The organism is Glycomyces sp. NPDC050141 (assembly GCF_055586545.1).
Window position 1 is genome coordinate 31,001 of the sequence record NZ_JBVJHZ010000012.1, and the last position, 22,396, is coordinate 53,396.

Genomic DNA, 22,396 nt, shown 5'->3' on the forward strand with positions numbered 1-22,396 from the left:
CGGCCCGCCGTCGCAGATGGATGGCTGAGCGTTAGTGCGTACTCGTGCTGGCCGTAGCGGCGGAGGCGCCCGCTGTGGCTTCACATCGCCGGATCTTGTCTGCCAGCACGAGTGCCTCGGCGACTGCCAACGGCCGGACGCTCTGCTCGCGGCCATCCGCTGGGGCGAACGTCGCAAAGGACGGTTCCTCACCGAGGACGTAATAGCGGCGCACAGCGAACCCGTCATCCCACATCCCGAAGTGCCCGCACTGATAGGCGATGTACAGCTTTTCGGTGCTGTCGAAGCGTTCCAGGATCGTCATGGGCGCGAACGCCCTTGGGTCGCGAACCGTTTCGGTCATTGCCTTGAGCTGGTTGCCGGTCTCCGGATCGGTGACCCAACCGCTCTTCAACGCCCCCGTGTACTCCTCTGTCATGATGGTCTGCCCTAGCGCGCCGCGGCCGCGCCGCCACACCCACCAGTGGTAGACGATTTGGTCAATCGACAGCAAAGGCATCCGAGCCACAGTGCGAACCATGCCGACGAGCCGGTCGTTTCAGCCTCGGCCGATCCAAGCGGCACTACGACCAGGGCGAGCATCAGCGTTGCCGCCATCAGGACGGCGATGGAGAGCATGTCGACGCGGCCAGTGAGGCCGCCGGCCGCGGTCAGCATCAGGTACCCGAGGGCGGCGGCTGCGATGACGAACCCGCCGGCGATTACCCAAGCTGCCCGTGTCCCTGCATTCCAGCTCTGCGCCAATCCGAGCAGGCCGATGACGATGGCCGCCCATGCAGCGAATCGTGCGCCGCGGGCCAGACGGATGACGGGCGCCGGTTCCAGGACGTAGGAGAGGACCGGCCAGTAGCCGCGGGAATACGGTGCGGTGTCCATCCCCGCAGTCTAGGCTCGTCCGCTCTCCTGAACAGGAGATTCACTCCGTCGTGTGAAGACCTCGGGTGCGCGCACCCTCGCGCACCCAGCGCGGAAAACGCCGCGCACCCTGCCTATATAGAGCATTACTTCTTCACAACCGCACACTCCTGAGCCGCAGGTAGCGCCTGCCTCCCCGGAATCGCCGCCGGACCTCCCACCAGTCACCTGGTCGGAACCGACGGTCCCCGAGGACCACCGCCACCGGACTCAACCCACAACCGCAGCGCCGCACCGGCACTGCCCACACAGCACGTTCCCGAACCCGCACGCCACACGGCGCGCGGGCCTTCGTCGTGCCTTCGCGCACGACTCGACGAACAAGGAGTTCGACATGCCCTACCGCGATTGGAAGGAAGGCGACCGGTGCAAAGTGCGCCCCGTGTTCACCCTCCCGGCCGGGGTGCGCTCGCACTGGAAGATCCGCTCCCCCTACCGCATCACCGCCACCATCAAGAGCCTCAGCATCGCGCGCCTCGGCGTCGTCGCGATCGTCGTCCTCGATCAGCACAAGCAGCTGACGATCGACCCCTGTGACCGAGAGCAGGCGTTCACCCTGTTCGCTCTCCACGCTCTCGAATGCCAGTGCCGCGGCTGCCGGCTCCGCCCGCACGACCGGCGCTCCTGGCCGCAGCCGCTGCGCGCCTGGCGGTGGCTGAAGCGGACCTTCACCGGCAACGGCCGCAGGCCCCGGCACTCGCCGAAGCAGTCGCCGACGCTCGAGCCGGCCTCCGGCAAGTAGCACCCGGCTGCGGACCCTATGCCCGCTGCCGTCATCACCAGCGCGGGGCGGTGCCAAACGGCACCGCCCCTTTTCCGTGCCCCGCAGTGGGGCCAGAAGTACAGGCAGGAACGAAAGGAAACGACCATGGGATACGAAGCCACCTATCGGGGCCGGATCGAGCTCGACCCGCCCATGAACACGGCTACCTGGCTGGGCTTGCAGGGTCGCGAAGACTTCGGAGACGTTGCACCGAACCCTCATAGGATCCTTGCCCCGGTCATCGTCCCGGTGCTCTCAGGTGACCGCCGCCTGGTCGTCGCAGTCGAGCCCGGCGAATTCGGGTGCAAGCCCTCGGTGATGTACGGGGTCTTGCGGGACTTCGCGTGGTTCGCCTCGCTGTTCACCGACGAGGACAACCGCCGCTTCCGCCGCTTCTCCGGCAGCTTCGAGGGGCAGGGCGAGGACGGCGAACGGTACCGCTTGACCGTCGGCGATACCGACCCGGTCAACGAGGAGGTCTTCGACCAGCCCGAGTACCCCGCCGACTGACTAAGCCCACGAGGGGCGCAGCCAATGGCTGCGCCCCTTTTCTCATGCCCGCAGCACGAGCCTAGAAAAGAGGAATCCGACATGATCACCGACAACCTGTGCGCAACACTGCGTATCTGGGCCGGACCGGCGCAGGACCGTTTGGCTGCTGACGACACCAGGACCCCTGTTCCCTGGATCATCGCCTGCTGGGAAGACGGAGCCGGCCAAATCGCTACCTCCCTCCTCCCTGCGGCCACCGCCGCCCTCCAAGACCACCTCGGCCAAGCCGGTACCGACCCCGAGCAGCAGGCCCTGCCCACCGACTGGCACAAGGCCGCCAGCGACTTCTGCGCGCGCATGAGCGACATCGTCATGGGCGAACCCAGGTACCTGGCCGGAATCGGACTGGTCACCCGATCGAGGGCAGTCACCGGGCACCACGCGATGCGCATCCAGATCGCGGCGGCCCATGGCACCGCCTTCACCTACGAGCGCCAAGACGGCGGCTGCGAAACGCGGCTCCGCTTCAACATCGGCGACCCGCTGTGGTGGGACCAGCAGGCCGTTCTCGAGCCCCTGGAGCGCTACCGCGCCGCAGCCACCGGTTGGCCGCCCATGCTCCCCGATGCCAATACGGCCTGCCCGGAACCGGGCCCACGCCGGGCCCGGCGCGCGCTGAATCCCGATTCAGCTCAACGACTTTCAACGGCGCACCAGGAGGTGCGCCGTTTGCCGCATCCGCTTCATCGAAAGGAAAGCGACTATGAACACCAAAACAGACAACAGCACCGATCGGCGAGCGTGGCAGCACGCGGGAATGCTGGCGGTGAACTTCTGCGGGACCGACTGGACCCCGCTCCTGGACCGCCTCGCGGCCCTCGATGACGACCGCATCGGCCAGCTCACCGAGGCCGCTGCGCGTCTGCGCGAGGCCGACCTTGCTGCGGCCAAATCGATCGGCGTCTGCCGTGCCAGCGTGGAGCGCTTCGGCGCCGTCAACGACGAGTACCAGATCCACCTCGAAGACGCCGAGGCCATGCTCGCCGTCCACGGCTACCTCCATCCCTTTCACGGCCGGTTCCTCGGCACCGACGCGCACCAGGCGCTGGCGGACCGCCACCGCGCCCGGAACGTCCTCATCGACCTCCTGCTCGAAGCGCGCCTCGTCTTCGACGGCGTCGGCTGAGAGCAATCCATGCAGGGGCCGCGCTTCGGCGCGTCCCCTGCATTTCGTTCCACCGACTCGAAAGCAGGCCAACGCATGCCTCTTGACCCATCGATATTCGGGCTCCTACTGGGGGCCCTGCTCGGGACCGTCGCCGGGTTCGCTGCTCGCGGACTTCTCGTGGAGGCCGACAGGCGCCGCGCGCAACGACACCCGTGGCCGATCACCGCACCAGTCGCGCGAGACCTCGACGGCGCACGCCGCGTCATCAACAGCCTCGCAAGACAGCTCAACGATGCTCGTCGCGCTCAACACGGTAACGAACCGCCCGAGCATCTCGCCCAGACCTACCAGGTCGTTCTGCTCGGAGCCGCCGTGGACGAAGGCGACCTGGTGGCGATCTCGACCACCTTGCTCGAACTCATCGGCACGGCCGCAACCGAATTCGAACCGGACCGGCGAACCGATGAGCAGCGCTGACCGAAAGCAATTCCCCATTCCGCGCAATTGAAAGGAGTCACCCTTGAACCGCCGCAACCAGACTCGAACCCGACACCAAGACCTGCTCGAAGCCGCCGACCGCGTCCTCGCGCTGCCCGAAGCCGGCGCCCTTGCCACCGAAATGGCGCTGCGCGACGCGAGCATCGCCCGATGGACACTGCGCAGCCAATGCGTCCTGCAACTCCAAGAGCAGCAGCTCCAGAACCGACTCCCCGGGTTCGCTATCACCGAACTCGGCACCAGGGAGGGATGGGCCCGCCTGGGCCGCGTCCCGGTCAAGAACGCCAGTCGGGTCTACATCTTCAGCGAGCCCCGCCGCGAACGCGGATCCTTCCCGGTCTTCGACCGCAGCCAGACCCGCCCGACCGTGCCCGACAGGGACCGGCGGCAAGCCAAGCGGCCCGATCCCGCGCGGACATGGATGCGCACGCTCCAACGAGGGCTGCAGTCCTGCGGTTTCTCCCTCCAGTGCGAGACCAGGGAGTGCCTCGAGATCGGTGCCGAGGACCAGCAGCTGATTCTCACCGCCCCAGACCACCATTCGCCTGCGGCCCTAGCCGTCCTCGCTCAGCACTGCGCCGGCCTCTTCCTCGCCTCCAGCACAGGCGCCGCGCCGCGAGCGACCTGACCCGCAGGAGCCGCCAGCTCCGGCACACCGAGGAAGCGCCGATGCCGCCGCTTCCGACCAATCCACGTTCACAACCGAACGGAGAGAACATGAACGACAACGACCAACCGCCAGAACGCGCCTGCGCCAACACCGAGTGCACCAGCGGCGAGGCACCCCTTCCCGGCTACGACGACTGCGAAACCTGCGCGTGGGAGGGCCACCTCGAGCGCGAGACCGCGGCGCTGCGATCACGCATTGCAGACCTCGAATCCCAGCTCGAAGCCAGCCAGGATCTCCGCGCCCACCGCACCGCGCTGCGCGACTTCGACCGCGCGAGCGCCGACGAGTCCCGCACCTTCGGCGAACGCAACGCCGCACGGGCCGGGCTTGCCGCCCGGCTCCTGTCGCTCAGCGCCGACAAACAACCGGCCGCGCCTCGCGACGCCGAACGCGACCGCATCGTCCGAGCGCTGACCGACCTCCTCCACTGCAGTGAAGGCGCTGGCGCGTACGTCGACGAGATCATCAGCGACGCGGTGCGACTGCATGGCCGCGAGATCGAAGTCGAGGAGCGGGAGACCTGGAACCGCCGCGAGGAGATCGAGGTCGCCTGTCCCTACTGCGGCCAACGACGGCAGCAACCCAAGCACTGGCACGAGCCGTGCAGCGCCTGTCGGCTCCGGCTCGGCGGGCGCGAGGGCCGCATCAGCGACGACCCCGCCGAAGCCAACGAGCAGCGGGCGCTCCTGGTCGAGGACACCCTCGACGCGTTCGCCGCACGCACCGGCCAGAGCGGACCGCTCGCGCATGCCGACACCGAGACCTGCGCCGAAGTCCTGCGTGACTTCTACTGCAACCTCGGCCACTGGACCGATGCCCGACAGCTCGACTTCGACCAGATCGCCGCCGACGGCCGCGCCGTCTACCGCGAAGAACGCGCCGAAGCCGACGACAGCGCCACCGCCTGAACGCCCGGTTCAAACGGCCTCAGCGCTACCCAACCACCAGAAAGGGAAATACCCATGTCCACCATCTGTCACTTCGGCGACGGCGTCCTGCGCTGGCCCGAAGCCGACGGCCACGCCGGCTCGCCCGGCATGGTCGCCCTGCACGACGCACAGACCGAGCGCCGGCTCATTCTGCCGCGCATCCCGGTCGGCCGCACCGGCGTGCTCGTCGCCGCCATCGCCATCGGAGACCTGCCCGAGCACCTCGGCGAGGTCGATATCCACGCGAAGGACGCCGGATTCCTGAGCATCGTGCTCGCCTCGGGCACCGTCCGGGCCAATCAGCCCGCGCCCGGGATCGGTCCGGCCGACCTCATCGGTTGCGCCCCGAACGGCGCGACCTGGTGCTGGCTCGATCCTGACGCGATCGGCCTTGCCACTGACCGTCATGTCCGCCTCGAGTTCCACAACGGCTGCACCTGCACACCCGAAGCGGCGCACTCGACACCGCCGAAGAGCGTCGCTTCGATGGCGACGAACCCGACCGGCACCGAATAACTGCATACGTCGAAGACGGTGCGGGCCAAGCGAATTGGACCTCCCTTGGCCCGCACCTCCACCACGGAAATCCCAGCGAAAGGAAACGCAGTGTTCCTGCAATCGTACGTACACGCCGGATGCGGCGACATCGAACTGCTCGACCCCGCAGTGGTCGCCGCCATGACCCCCCTCTGGGTCGGCCGCACCCCCAGCGAGGAACTGGTCGGCATCGGCACCACCGGCACCGCGACCGGTGCCATCATCACCTGGCCCCTGGACGACCTGCGAGACGATGCGGCCGCCGACCGCTTCTTCCACACCTTCACCCAAACCCGGTGCCGCAGCGTATGGCTGATGGCCTTCACCCAGGATCCGATAGCACTCGCCGGACCGCTCGCGCACTTGGCCACCGCAGCCGACCACGCCTGGTACGGCTACGGAAGCCCCACTGTCGCGGTCACCGACTACGGGCGCCGCTGGGCGGCGGTCGACCGGAACCAGGCACCGGCGCTCACCGAACTCGCCTTCCAGCCGGTCCCCGAACTCGACCCGGTGGCCGCACGGATGTGGCTGCTGGCCTGTCGGGCCGGACGCGAGCAGAGCCGCACGCTCCAGACCTTGCGACGCCAACCCGACCCAGAGATGTTCGCCGCCACCGAACGCGCCCGCGATTCAATCCAGCAGGCGCGCAACGGCATCGACGCTGCCGTGCAAGCCGCTGACAACGCCGCCGCCCTCCAGCGGGCCCTGACCGAACCGGACCTCCCGGACCTGCGGCACACCGTCGCACTCGGTATGGCGCTCGAAGAGGATTCAGCCCTGCTCGCGGCCGCGATCGACGCGATCTGGACTGCTGACACCACCACCGCGGCCCGAGCCGACCTCTGGCAGCACCTGGCAGCAGCGGCCACCGGCGACGCCTACGGCACCACGACCGCGCTGGTCGCCCTCGCCGCCTGGCGCACCGGCGACCTCGCCTACGCCACCGCCGTTCTCGAGCACGCCGTCGACATCGGTGGCAGCCCGCTGATCGGCTGGCTGTGCGACCTCCTCGCCCACGGCGTCCCCGCGGCCGACCTGCACGCGGGAGCCCCGCTGATCCCGGCGCACCTGCCCGGGGCCACAGCCGGTCGCGCCGAGCAGGAAGAGAGGGCCTGACGTGAACACGACCGCCAACCTCGACGACCTCCAGCACTCCACGGTCAACCGCCTGCTCCGGGACGCGCTCGCCGAGTGCATGCCCTTGCCGCACAGCGGCATCATCGGCCTCCGACACCGGGAGGACCTGTCCTTGCACTGGCTCGCCGGTCCCACCGCGTGCCTCGCCGGCCGCCTGGGTGCCGGGTACAACTTCGCCGCGTCGATCAAGGTGATCGCCACCGAGTACACCGCCGTACGCCCGACCAGCGTGCCCGGCCTCATCGGCACCGGGCTGTTGTCCACGGTGCCGGGACCGGACGCAAACCTGATCGCCTTCGCGACCCTGGTCGTCGACACCAAGGTGCACACCGTCCGCTGGACCGCCGGCGCCGCAGCCCCGACCTGGCGCATCCAAGCCCAGGCCGATGCCGGAACCGGGACGACGACTGGGCTCGCCGCCCTCTTGTCGGCTCTCGCCCCGAAGGCGGTGTCCTAGATGAAAGGCGATCTGCACCAGCAATTGCTCACGGCGCTCCTGGACCACGCCGGCACCGCTCGGTTCCACTATCGACTCGGCGTGCTGACGCTCCGGCAACGCCCTGATGGCTTCCAGATCGGCACCGTGTCGAAACTGGCCGACCGGATCTGGAGCGAGCACCGCTTGTGCTCGCTGCCGACGGCCATCGAACGCGTCGCGGACACGATGCCCGGCCACTGCTACGGAGCCTGGTCCGAAGACCTGCTCGGACTCGCGGTCGTCCAGCAACGCGGCGTGCCGTGGACCTGGAGCGGCGCCGGATCCTGGAGCCACCGCGCCGTGGCGGCCCTAGATGCCGACGTCCAGTACCGGCTCGGGTGGCGCATGGACGTTCCCAGCCCGCTCGCGGCCGTCGTCGAACCCGCCGCAGCCGGGAGGTGGTGGCCGAACCAGTGGTGGTGGGCTCGCACCGGAGCTGCAACCGCCCGGCTCCTGGCATCGGTGAGCACGGGAGGTGTGCGATGACCATCGTGATCATCGACGGCGACGGCGAGAACTCGTTCGATGCCACGCTCGCGGCCGTCCTCAATGACCTGATCCAAGCCCCCGGCGACACCATGATGGGGCTGTACCACTACGGCGATGCGCTTGAAGCCACACCAGTCGATGCGCTCGGGGCAGCCGTGGAGCAGGAGTACCGCACCGCAGCCCAGCACCACACCGGTCGGGCCGCATTCGGGCAGGCACTCCGCCGAGCCGGGCAACGCATGCGATCGGGTGAGGACCTGCTGGAGACCGACTTCCTCTGGGGGGTCGCAATCTCGATGCGTTTCAGCGACGGAGGCGAACGGTGTGTCCGCCTGGTCGCCGTCGGGGTCGACGGCACCGTCCACTGGTGCACCGCCAAGGGCCAGCTCCCGCTGGCCTGCATTCGAATCCCTGACGGCACCGCGCTGTTGAGCAGCGACCCTGTCGTTGCCGGCCTCGACGCGGTGCTCGACCCCGCAGTCCGTGAGCGGGACCGGGTCAGCCGCGCCGCAGTCGCCGCCATGATCGGGTCCATCCGGGGCGGCGACGGCGCCGGAGACGGCCACGCCGCCTTCGGTATCTGGCAGCACGGGGGCGACTTCTCCGCCACGACCCTGCAACAGGCCACTGATGTCCTCGACCGCCACTTGGCGGCGACGGGTGATATCGACTCGGCCATGGAACGCACGGCCGCTGAACTCGCAACGGCACCAGAGCGGCAGAGCGCGAACGGCTTCGTGGGCAGCGGACTGGTCAACATCGACCGGACCGGGCCCACGCCCATGATCGTCGCCAACGCGGTCGTCGGCACGCGGCTGCACCTGGTCGCTTGGCCGCTCGATGAGACCGAGCCGGCCGAAGAGACCTGCCCCTGGCACGAACTGGCACCAGCCAATCGGCCGTTCGTAAACGCGCTCCGCGCGCTCACCAGAGCGCTGACGAGCCCGTCGGCCTGAACCCTCGAGCCATCGCCAACGCCACCAACGAGACTCCAACTTGGATCCCATCTTCAGGGTCTTCTCACCGATGGCCCGAGGCGACGCCGCCTCGGGCCCCATTCGCGTTCCCGCACGCCAAAGCGAGATCGCTCTCTCCCTATTCCCATGCCACGCAACGAAAGGAAGCGGCATGTCTCCAATCAGACCGTCAGGAAAACTGCCCCAGGACATCCTGGACGTCCTCACCCAGAACGCTCAACCCATGACGGCCAAAGCCGTCCACGAGCAGGTCACTGCCATCAGCAAGACTTCCGAAGGCGCCGTGCGGCACGTCCTGCGGGACCTGTGTGACGAGGGCAAGGTGCAAATGCTGCCCACTTCACCGCAGGAGTTCGCACTCGCCGGAACCACCTCTGCGGCGGTTCAGGCCACACCGGCACCCTCAACCGCCCCGACTCCGACCCCGGCCATGACGCGGGTCGCACCGGTCCAGCGGCCGAGCGGGAGCCTCTACCACCCTCGGGAGCTCAACGGCGAGCCCGATGTCGAGGTCCTGCGCAAACTCCGGGAGGTCGGCGCCCCAGTGCTGCTGCAGGGCCCACCCGGAACTGGCAAGACCGCGCTGGCCGAGGCCGCGCACCCGGACCTGGTCACCATCGCCGGCGACGGCGACACCTGCGTGTCGGACTTCGTCGGCGAGTACACCCAGGAGCCGGGCGGGAACTTCGTGTTCGTGTACGGGCCCTTGGTGGTCGCGATGCGCGAGGGCCGGGCGCTGTTCATCGACGACGCCACGCTCATCCCACCGCCGGTGCTCGCCACGCTGTATCCGGCTATGGACGGCCGCGGCGAGATCACCATCAAGGCCCACAAAGCCGAGGTCGTCAAGGCCGCCCCCGGCTTCTATGTGCTGGCAGGGCACAACCCCGGCGTCCACGGCGCAGTCCTGACCGAAGCGCTCGCTAGCAGGTTCAGCGTCCACGTCGAGGTCGAAACCGACTACGACCTGGCGAAGCAGCTCGGGGTGCCGACGGCGGCCGTCCGCATTGCGAAGGCGCTGAACAAGAAGCGGGGCGAAGGGAAGCTCTCGCGGGCTCCCCAGATGCGGGAGCTCATCGCCTTCCGCGACACCGAGGCAGCCATGGGGCGCGACTTCGCGCTCATGAACCTGCTGTCCACCGCACCCGAGGACGACCGGGCGCTGGTCGCCCAGGTCATCAACAAGGAAGCCGGCGGCGGCCAGCGCACGCCGCTGCGCCTGGGCGCGCAGATCAAGACCGTACGGGCCCCGCAGCCGAGCCCAGCCGCACCGAGCGCCGCGCAGACCGCTCCCGCGCAGCCGAATCCGCAAACCCAACCGCAAGGAGGACCGACCACATGAAACCGTCACCGCACAACCGCACCAAGACCGCGCCGACGCCGTGCCACCCTGACTGGCAGGACGTCTCGCATGACCTGACCGACCTGCTGGCGACCATGACCGGCGGCGCCCGGATCACCGTGACCGCCTCTCCGGGAGCCGCCCACGGCGCTCCCGGATGCTTCCTGAGGGATCTGGGCATCGTCGAACTCGACGCCGACCGGTGCTTCCCGGGCATGGACCCGGCCGACATCGACGTCACCGACACGTTCGATCACTTCTGGTACCCGACCGCGATCGGGGTCCTCGCCCACGAAGCAGCCCACGTCCGCAACACCCGGTGGACGGTGGACGAATCCTGGCCGGCCTTGGTCGGTCGGGCCGCGATGCTCCTCGAGGAGGTCCGCATCGAAGCCGCCCACCTCAAGTACCGGCCCGGCGACCGGCAGTGGCTGCGTTCGGCGTCAGCCGACCTCGACCTCGGAACCGGATCGGGTGGTGTCAGCGCAGCGCTGTACCCGCTCCTGGGCCTGTGGTACGCCGCCGACGCCGCGTGCCGGTGCCTCGGACGGGTCGACGCGGGCGTCCTGGACGCGAACGATGCCGGCATCGGCGCAGCCCGCACGGCGATCACCGCAGTCTGCGGCGCGGACCTGCTCGGCAAGCTCGAAGCGATCTGGCGAGACGCCATCGCCACCGGCAATCACGACGGGGACCGGATGCGGGACCTGGCCGTGGCCTGGTGCCGGCTGTTGATCTCCCAGCAGGCCAAAGAAGCCGCCACCGCGGCGGCCGCGGCCGGGACGCTCGGCCAGGCAGCCGATGCGGCCGCTGAGGCCCTGGCCGACGCTGCCGCCGACACGCCCACGGCCGCCGACCCGGACGCCTCGGCGGGATGGGACATCAGCGGCAGCGGCGGCGTTCCCGGTGGTTCCTCAACGGCCGAGGCCGGCCGCAAACTCTGGGACAAGTTCACCTCCCCGAGGGCCTCGCGGGACGCCACCGACGACGAGCGGGCCGCTGCCCGGCAGCTGGCCGCGACGATCCGCAAGGCCGCGCAGCGGCCGCGTACCCACACCAAGACGGCCTCGCAGGTTCCGCCGGGCCGTTTGCGCATGCGCGGGGCCCTCAATGCCAAGGCCCAGCAGGCATCCGGGGCCTTGGTCACCGCCCAGCCCTGGCAGCAGCGGACGAAGCAGACCCCGCCCGACCCGCAGGCGCGCGTCGGCATCGCTCTGGATGTCTCTGGCTCCATGGGCAGCTGGTTTGACCCAGCCGGGGCTTGCGCCTGGATCTTCGCCCACGCTACCGACGCCTCGGGCGGATCGGCAGCCGCCACCACCTTTGGGGAGCGAGCCCGGGCGATGCTCGCCGTCGGAGAGGTTCCGCAGCAGGTTCCGCTGCCGGTCGGCGAATGGGCTACCGACCACGCCGATGTCGCCATCGCCGCGCTGATCGGCTCGCTCGATCTCGATAGCGACGACGGGAACGCCCGCTTCCTGGTCCTCATCACCGACGGCGACCTCGCTCAGGACCAGGTGGAGCTCGTCGCGGCCCAGTGCAAGACGCTCGCCGAATCCGGTTGCGCGGTCCTGCAACTCGGGCCTGACCGCAGCACCCACCTCGCCGACGCCGAGTTCGTCGGTATCGACCAGCCCGCCGAGGCCATCGACGTCATCGCCGACGCCGTGACCGACGCGCTCCGCGCTGCCGCACAGACGCCCTGACCGACTGGGCTGCAACGCATTCCATGAACCGAAGGCGCGGCCGGAACCGAATTCCACTTCACACCGGCCGCGCCGCCACCAGGCCAACCCAAGAAAGGAAGGATCCAGGTGAACACCGAATCCTACCGGCCCCACAGGGCCATCACGCCCGCTCGCGGCGGCATGAACGCCGCCCCGAGAGGGGGCAGCGGTGACGCACTTCCCCGTCCTCGTCTGCCTTCCCGCAGACACCGACCTGGCCGATCTCGAATTCCAGCTCAGCGAAGTCCTCGAGCAGTGGAACGAGAACCGCGCGGTCCCCGAATACCGCGCCTACCTCGACGGCGGCCCCGAATCGTTCTGGTGGGTCCAGCACGTCCGAGCCGCCGCAGAACACCATCGCCAAGGCAGGGCCGAGCGCATCCGCACACAGCATCCGCTCGGCGCGCTCGCGATCACCGCACGCGACCCGAAGACGGATCCAGCGCAGGACGACACCGCCAGGGACGCCGCCTGGGCCGCCGAACTCGGTTCCCGCCCGAGCTGGGAGCAGGTCGTCCGGGTCTATAACGACCGGTTCCATCCCTACGACGGGACCTCCGAACTCGACCTCGCCGGGGAAGGAGCCCTCTTCTACGACGCCGAGACCGGCACGGCCTTCCAGTACTCGACCGCGAATCCCGAGGGCCGGTGGGACTGGTGGGTGATCGGCGCCCGCTGGTCCGGGTACTTCATCGCCCGAGGCCCCGCAGTTGGCTTGGTCTGGGGGCGGTCCGACAACGACGAAGTGGACAACGCCATCGGCGACGGGCTGCTTCGCTGCGACGGGGGACCGATCGGCGCGCTCGACCTCGCCGTGATGCGCGACCGAGGCGAGGAAGCCGCCCGGAACCGCTACCAGCGGTGGGCAGCGATCCAGGCCGCCTGCCCGCCGGCCAAGGGATGGCCTCACTTCGCCGGGCTGGTTCACGTCGGTGTCGCCACCATCGACGAAGCCCGCACCGAGTACCACAGCCAACCAGTGATCGCTGCGGCGCGCGAATCCGGCCTGACCGGCTGGTTCGACCCGTGCCCGATCGAGGAGTTCCTCGCAGGCGAGGACGAGTACGCCGCCGCGGCCCGCAACGCCGCCGTCCCCGGCTACGCGCTGGTCACCCTCGAGAAGGAATGGCTCGCTCCTGGAGAGATGGGCTGGTTCGGCCACTCATCCGACGGTCCCGGTGAGCGAGACGCCTACCACGTCCAAGCCAGCCAGTACCTCGACCAGCTCGACCCGGCCGTCCTGGTCGTCGCCATCGACTGCCACGTCTGACCGCCGCAACCGGTGCCGGGCCAACTGGCCCGGCACCGGCTCGCTTTCCGCTCCGACGCGAAGCCGGACAGGCGAATTGCGGCAGGTTTCCAGCAGTTCTATCGCCTTTATTCCCATAATGGCTGCTTCCTACCTGCAGCAGCCCGACATCAAGGAGTTCCGATGATGCGCTACCAGCATCAGCCTCAACCGCCTTTCCACGAATCACTGGCTTCGACGTGGACGGAGCTCGCAGCGCTCGTCCGCGAGGCTGACCATGACCAGGTCCGCGGGCTCTACCTGCACCGCAAACCGGGAGCAGACGAGGGCCACCTCGAAGTCCGCTTCCTCGGCGAAGTACTTGAGGCCCTTGCCGAATCCGAGAGCGGCGACATCGAAACGGACTTTGCGCAGCTCATCGACCGGATCCGTACCGGGACGGTCACGGTGGACGTCGCCGATCTCGTCGGACTGGCGATCACAGTGCGGGACCAGGAGCGCCGAATCATGGTCGACGCCGTCTTCACCGACGGCACGACCCACGCCACCACCGCCTATCCAGAAGGCCCCATCGAGTCGAGCATCCACGTTGAGAACTCGGGCAACGAGGAGAACGCGGTCGCCGCGGCCATGGTGGGCCTCCTCGACGCCGTCATCGGTGACCGGCACGAGCAGGTCACTAGCGCACTGCATGACGCGCTGACGTTGTGTATGCGCAACGGATTTCAGGCGGCCATCGGCATCTGGGAACAGGAGCCGGGGCGTTTCCAGGCCCGCCCCTACCCCGAGCTCGGGCAATCGGTCATCGCCGCCTCGCAAGCCGGAGTCAGCCTCGAAGTTGCACTCGAACGCGCGGCCAAAGACCTCCGCTCTCGGCAGCAGCGCAAACCCAAACGACCGCCGGCTGGCTTCGGCTGGATCCGCTACGACCGCACGGTCTACGGGACGGCGAGTATCACCAGCATCGCCGTACTGGACGGATGGGTCTACTTCGGCTCCTTGACGGCGGGCCAGACGGAACCTGAGTGGACGATCTTCCCGGGCGCCGCAACCGGCGGCGGTGAGCGAGAGCTCGTGGATGCGCTCCAGCAGGTCTTGACGGCACTGCGCGGCCGAAGGCACTCGTAGGTTCTGCCCCGGCGCCCCGTCCAGTGGACCGCAGGCACGGCCACTGAGGTGGGGACCTGTATAGGTGCCGGGCCGAATTACCCCAGCGCCAGCTTCAGAGTCCGCCGACACGGAACCTCAGCACCACCCGAATTCAAAGGCCGCGGCATGGGCCGCGGCCTTTGCCGTACCCGTCTTTCCACCTTCTGGCAAGGAGGCTCTCATGCTCACCACGAACACCGCCGGCGTCCTACACGACCCGGGCGCGGCATCGACGACCCTGCCGCAGCGACGCGCCCTCCTCGAGCGGCAACGCGTCGGACCGACCCGACCCGACACTGACCTTCGCGGCCTGCCCCAGCTCGAAGTCGACCTCGAAACAGCCGAGCACTACCGCAATCTCAGTCGCGGACTGCTGTGCGGCCCAGCGGATTCGAAGGTTCTCCGTATCCAATCAACTCATTGCGAACAGAAGCTGTGGGCGCAGCTTCTGTGGCAGGTCCCCGACCAGCTGCTCTGGGATCTCGCCTGCGGCCGGACCGTCATCGTTCACGACCAGTCCGAACGTGACCGCGAAACCCGCGCCATGTGGCAGGGACTGCAACTGGTCCGGATCGTGACTGAGACTTCCTGGTTCGGCGAACCCACCGGCCAGTACCACTTTGGACGCGGTGGGGCTTCCGCGTACCAGCACCTCCGGGTTGTCGCTGCGGCACTGCCCAGGCCGGTGCGCAAACGCTTCGACTACTACCGCCCGTACCGCGCACCCCATGTGGCCGAGGCCCACCTCTTCTCCTGCTATCGGCTCGGCCTGCACCGTGATGCACGCATGCGTTCGTAGCGCGAGTGGCTGCGGGCGCACTCCTGGAACGCCGAGTCGGATCGCTACCTCCATTCGTACGCAGTCGCGCGAGAGTCCCGCACAACGGAGTGGCGACTGATCGCAGGCACATATGGCCTGCTTCTTGCGCCACTCGACACCTCCGGGGAGTCGCGGTTGCATGGCCATGCCCGATCAGGGCAGACGGGCCGCCCTGCCGCACAAGGCGACACGGGGCCCGCATGGATCAGACACGAAAGGAATCAAGTCGTGACCGACATCGACACCGAAACCCACGCGGCCGGAGAGGACATCGACTGGGAGGCGTTCGCCGCCGCTGAAACCCAGCAGTTCCGCGACGACATCCAAGCCTTCCGAGAGGCAGCGAACACGCTCGTCCGCGAGCGTGCCGCCGAGTGCAACTTCGAGTACGACGACCTCTTGGAGGCGATGGTCTACGGACTCGCCCTCATCACCGAGGAGTTCCGTTCCTACAGCTACTTCGTGACCGACATGTGGCCGACCGCCGTCGGTCGCGAAGCCGAGGACGCCGCCGAGCACCTGGCCGAATCGGCCCGTCGACTGGCCGCCGTCTACGGCCAGATTCACGCGCTCCCGCAAGTGCCCGACAACGGCACGACCCGATTCGTGCGGTAGCACCAGATAAGCGACGGCAGGGGCGACCACGGGGCGCCCCTGCCGTTTTCATGCCCTACAACCGAAAGAAGGCAGCTTTGCTGACACCTGTGGATTTCGTTCGCCAACGAGCGGCGATGATCGACCAATGGGGACGGGGCGACCCGCACCTGCTCGAAGACAACATCAAGTTCTTCGCAGATCTCGCCGGCTGCGACAGCGCCGCACTCGCCAGCGAAGGCCAAAGCCTGTGCGATGAACAACGCAACATGCTCATCGGCTCCGACATGTACCTGTTCACCCCCGAACTAGCCGAGTGCGCCTGGCAGGCACTGGCCCAACTCGACCCCGGCGAACACCTCGACCTCGACCCACTCCCAGTCGGCGGCGTTTTCGCCTTCACCGAACCCGTCCGCGCCCCCGGAACCCCCGGCGACGATGGAATTTCAGTCCTCCTGCCAATGCCCGAGCTGTTCCTGGTCAACAGGACCAACCATGAAGAGCGACTGCCGGTGACGCTGCTCTCCTACACGCTTCGGTCCACGCTGCTCGAGTACACCCTCGCGCAGATCGAGGCCGGAAACGATGCGGCCGAGCATCGCAGGGCCGAGGAGCTGCTACGCCAACGAAGCGCACCTTGGCACTTGACCGGCATCGAGGTGGACCTACGCGGCGACCGTCTGGACACTTGGGAGCTACTGCTGCGCGCGGCGGTCACCTTCGCCCGCTCTCCGGGCATCGCCCAGGCCACCCGCGCCCCGATCCCCCGGAACGTCGCCCGCGCCGCCGCCCGGTTCAAAGCCGAACTCCCCGACTCCGGCGTGCAGGTCATCGACTTGCGCCGCCGCGCTGTCTCCCGCTACAGCGACGACGACGCCCCGAGTTCCGGCAGGGCACTCACACAGCGGGTGATCGTGCGCGGCCACTGGCGGCGACAGGCATGCGGCCCGAACCACTCCGAGCGGCGGCTGACCTGGATTGACCAACATCTACGCGGCCCCGAAGACGCCGAAGTCAAAGGCGTTCACCGTGTCTACTTCGGCCGCAGGCCGCAATTACCGCTGCCGATCCACTACCCAAGCGAGAGAGAGGCACTCACAGGAATCAAACCCGCCACCTGGACGAGGGAACGCACTCGCCAGAGCACTCGCCGATGGCTCGACGCCCGCTGGGAGTCGAGCCATCGTCGTGGAAACCCGAACGCCACATCCTGAGCTGCCGTTCCTGAGATTGACGGCATTCAACGGCTTCAGCAGCAAGAACGACGAGCACGACCATCCCGGGCGGCCTCGCTGACGCGGGGCCGTCCCAACCCGAAAGGAAAACAAGCCCATGGCTGTGAACACACCCGACCCGGCGACACGCGCTGTCGCCACATACCTGAGCGAGCACCCCGGCCCCCAGGACCTCGACACGATCTCCACGGCGGCAGGCGTCAGCAAGCCGCTCGCGGGGAAGATCCTCAAGCAGTTGGTCGACACCACGCCGGCCGTGGTTCGCCTCGACCAGTCCGATCCCAAGCACAAGACCTGGGCTTGGGCCCTTCCCGCCACGGCCGAATCCGAGGAGCCCGCTGCGAGCCAGCCCGCCGGCACCGGGCACGAACCCGACCCGCACAAAGAGAAGGCCGCAGAGCCGGTGGAGGACTCCACGAAAGGCGCCGAAACGCCTACCGCCGACTCCAGCGATGGAACCGGGAGCACGGAGCTCGAAGATTCGAACTCCGCGCCCGACCGGGACGCGGACCAGGTGATCATGCACGCCGCGCGCACCCTCGCCGCTGCAACCGAGCCAATCACCACCGCCGAGATCGCCGCCGCCGGTTACCTCTCGGCGCGATCGCTCCATCTGCTCACAGGACTGCGCGCGCTGGCGTTCCACGGCCTGATCGACTGCTCCAAGCCGTTCGAACCCGATGCGTCCGACTGCACCTGGACCTGGAACGGGGGCGACACTGCCGCCTTCCTCGCAAAAGCAGCAGCAGTGGACGTGGCCGACGCACCCGATGCGCAGGTCTGCCCGACCTGCGGCAACTCCAAATCGATCCCAGGGATCGCCAAGGACCGCAAACGCGGGGGCAACGTCCGACTCGACGGCAAGACGAAGTTCGCGAACAACGAGCTGGCGGACATGGTGAAGGCATGGATCGAGAAGCCCGAGAACGCCGGGAAGCTCGTCAAGGTCAACGACGTGATCGTCGGACTCCGCAAGGTCCACGGCGACCGCATCTCCAAGCAGTCGTACGGATCGGTCAGCAAGACGATGGTCAAACTCACCGCACTCGACCCGGCGCACAAGAACCGCCCTGCGCTGCTGACACACGAGTCCGACAAGCCAGTCACGTACCGCATCCGTTCCCTCGTGTGAGCGAGAGCGCCTAACCAACCGAACGCCGCCGCGCCCCGACCATCCGGGCGCGGCGGCGACCAACCGCCGCTCATCCGTCTAAATGGAGTCCAATATGGATGTATCTGTAACGGTGATCGAGCTCGGCGAGGGGTTCCTCGCCCTGCCCGAAACCGAACGCGACACTCGCAGGTGGGGTACGGTCTGCCTGACCGACGCTGACGGCAACCCAATCCCGCTGCGGAGCTTGCCCCCCGGCCCCGGCATCGCGCTCACCGCCGCGCCGCTGCCCGACACCGACGGCATAAGCCTGTCTCTCAAGCGAGAACTCCTCGGTGCGGGCACCGCCTTCACTGAAGCGACGACCGTCAAAGGTCACACCGTCGCTGCCCTTGGGGTCGCCCCTCCGGACGATCGAACCAGCCAGTGGCTATTCCCGGCCGCGGTCGGACGACTGCTCGGTAGACGGGTCCTGCTCGAAGCGCACCTGGTCTGCCCGATCGGACGGCATAGCCACGTCGCTCTGCTCGAACCGCCTGGGGCCGAACATGACTGAACTCAGGTCCACCATCGTGCTCGGCGAAGGAATCCTTAATTGGCCGCCGGAAGAGCGCACGCTCGGGCGCTTCGGCTCAGTGCAGCTCGCACTTGGCGCCGACCAATACGTCTCCTTCAGGGACGCGCCGGTCAGTTCCCTCGCGTGCATGACCGCCACCGTCCTGAAGGTGCGGCACGCGACCCTTCCAGTTGACTTCGTCCGGAAGCTCGCACCCACGCTTCCGCAATGGGGCGAGGTGATCGAACTCGGGATCGGGTGGGTCTTCCAACCTGACCTCGCTGGGCGCGGTGTGACTGCAATCGGGCTTGCGCCACCTGCTGAGTACTGGCGCGGCAACGAATGGCTTTCGCCGACAGCACTCTACCGAGCGCACAACCACCACGTCCGCCTCGAACTGCACCCATACCGTGCGTTCACTACCGAGGCGGCACCAGCGGTGAAAGTCGCCTAAGCGGCAACCTCCGAGTCCGCAGAACACGGTGCGGCCGAATCGAAGTCGACGTCGTTCGGCCGCACCCGCAACTACCAGCCCAAACACAGAAAGTAGGAAAGCAGATGCAATCGGAATTCTATCCGCGTCCGCGCGACCTCGCCGAAGCCGATCCGAGCATCGTCGCCGCGCTCGTGCCCCACCTCCTGAACGAAGTCCCCCACGAGACACTGGTGGCGATCCCCATCGGACTCGAGGGACCGCTCCAGGTGGTCTACCAGTCTCTGTACCGCCTCGACTACGCACATGACGAGGACCTCACCGAGTTCAGCGCGGCGCTCTCCGATATCGGCGCCATCCACGGGTGGATCATCGGCTACGCCGAGGATCCCGCCGATGTCGCCCGGGCCCTCGCGCGCGTCAGCGAATGCAACAACGCGATCGAGTTCGTCGACCGCAGCACCGTCCTGGCCGTGACCGAGGGTGGGACCCGCTGGGGTCGCCTGGCCGACTACACCGACCCCGACACCGCGATCGACTTCGCACCGGTGCCGAGCACTGACCCGGCATGGGCGCACCTGACGGCCATCGCGATCCGCGCCCACACCGTGCGCGCGGCCGCCATGCGCCGCCTCGGCCTGCCCGATACCTTCAGCGACATCGACCAGCTCTCTGCCGCAAACGACCAGGTCGCCCGGCTGCGCGCCCTCGCTGCTCGGGCCGATGCTGCCGTGCTGGCCGCAGGCGACAAAGACCTGCTCGAAGATCTCCTGAGCCGCATGCGGCCGATCTCCGCCCCCGAGGCAATCAACCTGGGCGCTGCACTCACCGCCGATCCCGTGCTCTACGCCCGTGCCGTCGACCACATCCTCGACCGCACGCCCCCGTCTACTTCGCGATGCGAGTTGTGGAGCGAGCTCACCCGGCACGCACTCGGGCCCGCCCGGAGAGTGTGCGCCTCCTTGGCGGCCCTCGCCGCATGGCACGACGGCGACCCCATCCAGGGTGCGGCAGCGGCGGTCTTGACCGCTCGCTGGGCCGAGCAGACGCCCCCCGCCGTGGCCGCGGTCGCCGCGATCCTAGACGCCGGCGCAACCGCGAAGGACCTCCGGCTCTACCTCCATGGATCTCGGCTGCAAGTCGCCAGTGGCGAAGCCACCCAGGGCAACAGCGTAGAGGAGGAACAATGAGCCGTCTCGACGCCGAGGCGCAGCAGCAGATCAACGCAGCGCTCAGGCAGATGCTTGCGGACAGCATGTTCGAAGGCGCAGGCGGCTTCATTGGCGTCTGGGACCTGCCCGACCGGTACCAGGTCGCCCACATAGGAGACCTGGCTGTCACCTATGCCGAACACCGGTCCGCTGGGCTCGGCGTCATGGCTGCGCTCAATACCGTGGCCGCCGAGATCCGCGCCGACGAACGCTCCCAGCCCGATTCGCACCTAGTCGGCTTGGGGCTGATCGGACACGCCTACATGGGGCCGAACGGGGTCGTTGCCTCTCTACTCGCTCTCGTCGAAGGCTGGTCGCACGAGATCCTCTGGTTGCACGCTCAAGCGCAGCCGACATGGGAGATCCGGCCCGTGGCTGACGTGGACGACGAGGACTGCGCCACCTACCTCAACGCCCTAAGCAACCTCATTGGCGCCCTCACCGGGCCGGCCTGCGGAGGTGCGAAATGAGCAGGGACTTCCACGAGGAGTGCAACACGGCGCTGCGTACGGCAATGGCCGACGCCATTCGCGGCAGCAACCGCTGACCGATCTGATCGACCCGGGGCAGGCATCGCGCTTGCCCCGGGCGCTCCCGCCACATGTGGACCGCTGCCCTGATCGGCGGGATGGCGCGGTAGTACCGGCTGAAGCGCCACCGCACGCATGCGAGGCCTTTTTCTATATCCGTAATGTCCATTATGGCTAGTCGGTCGCCGGTCGAGTGCTGGAAGCACACTGCCAGGGCGACATACCCGACGAAAACCTAAAATTTGAGCGAATTATTCTAGTAATGCTTCATTTGCGGAACAATAGACAGATGGCCGAGCTGCCTGAAGTAGGCGAGTACTGGGAGCGGCCGGTGCGCACCTACTCGCCCCGGTCGGTGCCACAGTTGTGGGCGGGACTCGTGGACGGGATCGAGTCGCCGACTCCGCTCAGGTTGACGGCGGCTGCGATCGAGGCCGGGAGCCAGATGTTTTTCGGCTCAGGAAACCTCCGGCAGGCAGCCAGCGCGGTCATCGACTGGCACCGGCAAGTGCTTCGGCGCTGTCGGCTTTACCATTTCTCGGCACAGCTGTGGGCGCACGCGCTTGATTGCGAGACCGACTTCCCCGAATGGATTCCTACCAGGCACGATTTTCCGACGCCCTACGGAATGGTGGTCTTCGAACGCCCGGTCAAGGTCAACGACCTTCCCATATCGGCGTTCACCTACGGACCCGGAGCCAACTGGTCGGGCGAGATGCAGCTGTGCCTGCCTGCCAGCTACTCCAACAATGGTCGCCCGATCCGTTCACGCAACTTCGGGCCGTTGAAGGCGTCATGGCTGGTGTCGGTGTGGACGACGACGCTGGAGTCCGAGCGGATCAACGGCATGGGGCCACTGGTCAACGAGACCGACTTCTACCTCGATCTGGGGGTACCGGGCCTGATGGACCCTTGGCCGGTGCCGCATACGGAGGATGGCAGCACCGCGCTGGCGCGGGCGTTCAAGATTGCGTTCGACCTCGCCACGCAGACGGACATCGCGACCCGACGAAGTGAGCCGGTCCCCAGGTCGCTGCGGAAAAGGGCCGAGCGCGCCATGCCCGAGGCCGAGATCCCCACCGAGGTTGTCGTCCACGACCTGCGCCCGCGCTTGGCCGCCGCAATCGGCGCCCGGGGCGGCCCAGGCGGCCCGATAGAGCGTACTGACGCCCACTTCCGCATCAAGTGCTGGCCGGTCCGACCGGTCCTCGACTCCGCTACCGGTGATCTCCTCCGCCGCGGCTACATCGCTTACCGGGACCCGTCCCTGCTTGAAAGCGATTTGTCCGAACCGGCCGAAGTATGGCGCGGCACTGACCTTGACGAGACACACGGAGAGGCGAGCTGAGGAAAGACTGCCCGTCCTCTTGCGTCTCGGATCGT

Annotated in this window: 27 protein-coding genes; 25 read left to right on the forward strand and 2 right to left on the reverse strand. The window is 67.9% G+C overall.

Annotation, left to right across the window (positions count from 1 at the left end; all coding sequences use genetic code 11):
• Positions 1–31: 31 nt before the first annotated feature.
• A complete protein-coding gene (locus ACZ60M_RS09805) occupies positions 32–418 on the reverse strand; it encodes a hypothetical protein (protein ID WP_465416535.1) in 387 nt (128 codons plus the stop codon).
• An 11-nt stretch (positions 419–429) separates the two neighbouring features.
• Complete coding sequence (locus ACZ60M_RS09810; protein ID WP_465416537.1) at positions 430–876, reverse strand: hypothetical protein; 447 nt, start codon at positions 874–876, stop codon at positions 430–432.
• A 373-nt stretch (positions 877–1,249) separates the two neighbouring features.
• Here ACZ60M_RS09810 and ACZ60M_RS09815 point away from each other — a divergent pair, with 373 nt between their 5' ends.
• From ACZ60M_RS09815 to ACZ60M_RS09935, 25 genes are all read left to right on the forward strand, one after another.
• Positions 1,250–1,657: a hypothetical protein gene (locus ACZ60M_RS09815; protein ID WP_465416539.1), complete on the forward strand. Its 408-nt coding sequence runs from the start codon at positions 1,250–1,252 to the stop codon at positions 1,655–1,657.
• A gap of 126 nt (positions 1,658–1,783) precedes the next feature.
• Positions 1,784–2,188 carry a hypothetical protein gene (locus ACZ60M_RS09820; RefSeq protein ID WP_465416541.1) on the forward strand — a complete coding sequence of 135 codons (405 nt, stop codon included), beginning with the start codon at positions 1,784–1,786 and terminating at the stop codon, positions 2,186–2,188.
• An 81-nt stretch (positions 2,189–2,269) separates the two neighbouring features.
• A complete protein-coding gene (locus tag ACZ60M_RS09825) occupies positions 2,270–3,055 on the forward strand; it encodes a hypothetical protein (protein WP_465416543.1) in 786 nt (261 codons plus the stop codon).
• Positions 2,988–3,356 (forward strand): hypothetical protein, encoded by a 369-nt coding sequence (locus ACZ60M_RS09830; protein ID WP_465416544.1) that lies wholly within the window; start codon positions 2,988–2,990, stop codon positions 3,354–3,356. Before ACZ60M_RS09825 ends, ACZ60M_RS09830 begins: the two co-directional genes overlap by 68 nt.
• A gap of 159 nt (positions 3,357–3,515) precedes the next feature.
• Positions 3,516–3,815 carry a hypothetical protein gene (locus ACZ60M_RS09835; protein ID WP_465416546.1) on the forward strand — a complete coding sequence of 100 codons (300 nt, stop codon included), beginning with the start codon at positions 3,516–3,518 and terminating at the stop codon, positions 3,813–3,815.
• Between the two features lie 43 nt (positions 3,816–3,858).
• On the forward strand, positions 3,859–4,464 hold the full coding sequence (locus tag ACZ60M_RS09840; RefSeq protein WP_465416547.1) for a hypothetical protein: 606 nt from the start codon (positions 3,859–3,861) through the stop codon (positions 4,462–4,464).
• Positions 4,465–4,553: 89 nt separating this feature from the next.
• A complete protein-coding gene (locus ACZ60M_RS09845) occupies positions 4,554–5,414 on the forward strand; it encodes a hypothetical protein (protein ID WP_465416549.1) in 861 nt (286 codons plus the stop codon).
• A gap of 54 nt (positions 5,415–5,468) precedes the next feature.
• A complete protein-coding gene (locus ACZ60M_RS09850; protein WP_465416551.1) occupies positions 5,469–5,951 on the forward strand; it encodes a hypothetical protein in 483 nt (160 codons plus the stop codon).
• A gap of 90 nt (positions 5,952–6,041) precedes the next feature.
• A complete protein-coding gene (locus tag ACZ60M_RS09855; RefSeq protein ID WP_465416553.1) occupies positions 6,042–7,091 on the forward strand; it encodes a hypothetical protein in 1,050 nt (349 codons plus the stop codon).
• Position 7,092: 1 nt separating this feature from the next.
• The gene (locus ACZ60M_RS09860) at positions 7,093–7,569 is read left to right on the forward strand and encodes a hypothetical protein (RefSeq protein ID WP_465416554.1); all 477 of its coding nucleotides are present in this window, start codon (positions 7,093–7,095) and stop codon (positions 7,567–7,569) included.
• Complete coding sequence (locus tag ACZ60M_RS09865) at positions 7,570–8,076, forward strand: hypothetical protein (RefSeq protein WP_465416556.1); 507 nt, start codon at positions 7,570–7,572, stop codon at positions 8,074–8,076.
• A complete protein-coding gene (locus ACZ60M_RS09870; RefSeq protein WP_465416558.1) occupies positions 8,073–9,035 on the forward strand; it encodes a hypothetical protein in 963 nt (320 codons plus the stop codon). Before ACZ60M_RS09865 ends, ACZ60M_RS09870 begins: the two co-directional genes overlap by 4 nt.
• Before the next feature lie 172 nt (positions 9,036–9,207).
• Positions 9,208–10,398, forward strand: coding sequence for an AAA family ATPase (locus tag ACZ60M_RS09875; protein WP_465416560.1), 1,191 nt, complete (start codon positions 9,208–9,210; stop codon positions 10,396–10,398).
• On the forward strand, positions 10,395–12,104 hold the full coding sequence (locus tag ACZ60M_RS09880) for a hypothetical protein (protein ID WP_465416562.1): 1,710 nt from the start codon (positions 10,395–10,397) through the stop codon (positions 12,102–12,104). Before ACZ60M_RS09875 ends, ACZ60M_RS09880 begins: the two co-directional genes overlap by 4 nt.
• A 190-nt stretch (positions 12,105–12,294) precedes the next feature.
• Entirely contained in the window at positions 12,295–13,395 is a 1,101-nt protein-coding gene (locus ACZ60M_RS09885; RefSeq protein ID WP_465416564.1) for a hypothetical protein, read from the forward strand.
• Between the two features lie 162 nt (positions 13,396–13,557).
• On the forward strand, positions 13,558–14,502 hold the full coding sequence (locus ACZ60M_RS09890) for a hypothetical protein (protein WP_465416565.1): 945 nt from the start codon (positions 13,558–13,560) through the stop codon (positions 14,500–14,502).
• A 202-nt stretch (positions 14,503–14,704) separates the two neighbouring features.
• Complete coding sequence (locus ACZ60M_RS09895) at positions 14,705–15,322, forward strand: hypothetical protein (RefSeq protein WP_465416566.1); 618 nt, start codon at positions 14,705–14,707, stop codon at positions 15,320–15,322.
• A gap of 249 nt (positions 15,323–15,571) precedes the next feature.
• On the forward strand, positions 15,572–15,958 hold the full coding sequence (locus ACZ60M_RS09900) for a hypothetical protein (protein ID WP_465416569.1): 387 nt from the start codon (positions 15,572–15,574) through the stop codon (positions 15,956–15,958).
• A 116-nt stretch (positions 15,959–16,074) separates the two neighbouring features.
• Entirely contained in the window at positions 16,075–17,151 is a 1,077-nt protein-coding gene (locus tag ACZ60M_RS09905) for an AcrVA2 family anti-CRISPR protein (protein ID WP_465416571.1), read from the forward strand.
• Positions 17,152–17,269: 118 nt separating this feature from the next.
• Positions 17,270–18,304, forward strand: a complete 1,035-nt coding sequence (locus ACZ60M_RS09910) for a hypothetical protein (protein WP_465416573.1) — start codon at positions 17,270–17,272, stop codon at positions 18,302–18,304.
• Positions 18,305–18,398: 94 nt separating this feature from the next.
• Positions 18,399–18,839, forward strand: a complete 441-nt coding sequence (locus ACZ60M_RS09915; RefSeq protein ID WP_465416574.1) for a hypothetical protein — start codon at positions 18,399–18,401, stop codon at positions 18,837–18,839.
• Complete coding sequence (locus ACZ60M_RS09920) at positions 18,832–19,293, forward strand: hypothetical protein (protein ID WP_465416576.1); 462 nt, start codon at positions 18,832–18,834, stop codon at positions 19,291–19,293. The genes ACZ60M_RS09915 and ACZ60M_RS09920 overlap by 8 nt, the downstream gene beginning before the upstream one ends.
• A gap of 104 nt (positions 19,294–19,397) precedes the next feature.
• The gene (locus ACZ60M_RS09925) at positions 19,398–20,462 is read left to right on the forward strand and encodes a DUF4192 family protein (RefSeq protein WP_465416578.1); all 1,065 of its coding nucleotides are present in this window, start codon (positions 19,398–19,400) and stop codon (positions 20,460–20,462) included.
• Positions 20,459–20,953 carry a hypothetical protein gene (locus tag ACZ60M_RS09930; RefSeq protein ID WP_465416580.1) on the forward strand — a complete coding sequence of 165 codons (495 nt, stop codon included), beginning with the start codon at positions 20,459–20,461 and terminating at the stop codon, positions 20,951–20,953. Before ACZ60M_RS09925 ends, ACZ60M_RS09930 begins: the two co-directional genes overlap by 4 nt.
• Before the next feature lie 349 nt (positions 20,954–21,302).
• The gene (locus ACZ60M_RS09935) at positions 21,303–22,361 is read left to right on the forward strand and encodes a hypothetical protein (protein ID WP_465416582.1); all 1,059 of its coding nucleotides are present in this window, start codon (positions 21,303–21,305) and stop codon (positions 22,359–22,361) included.
• Positions 22,362–22,396 lie beyond the last annotated feature (35 nt).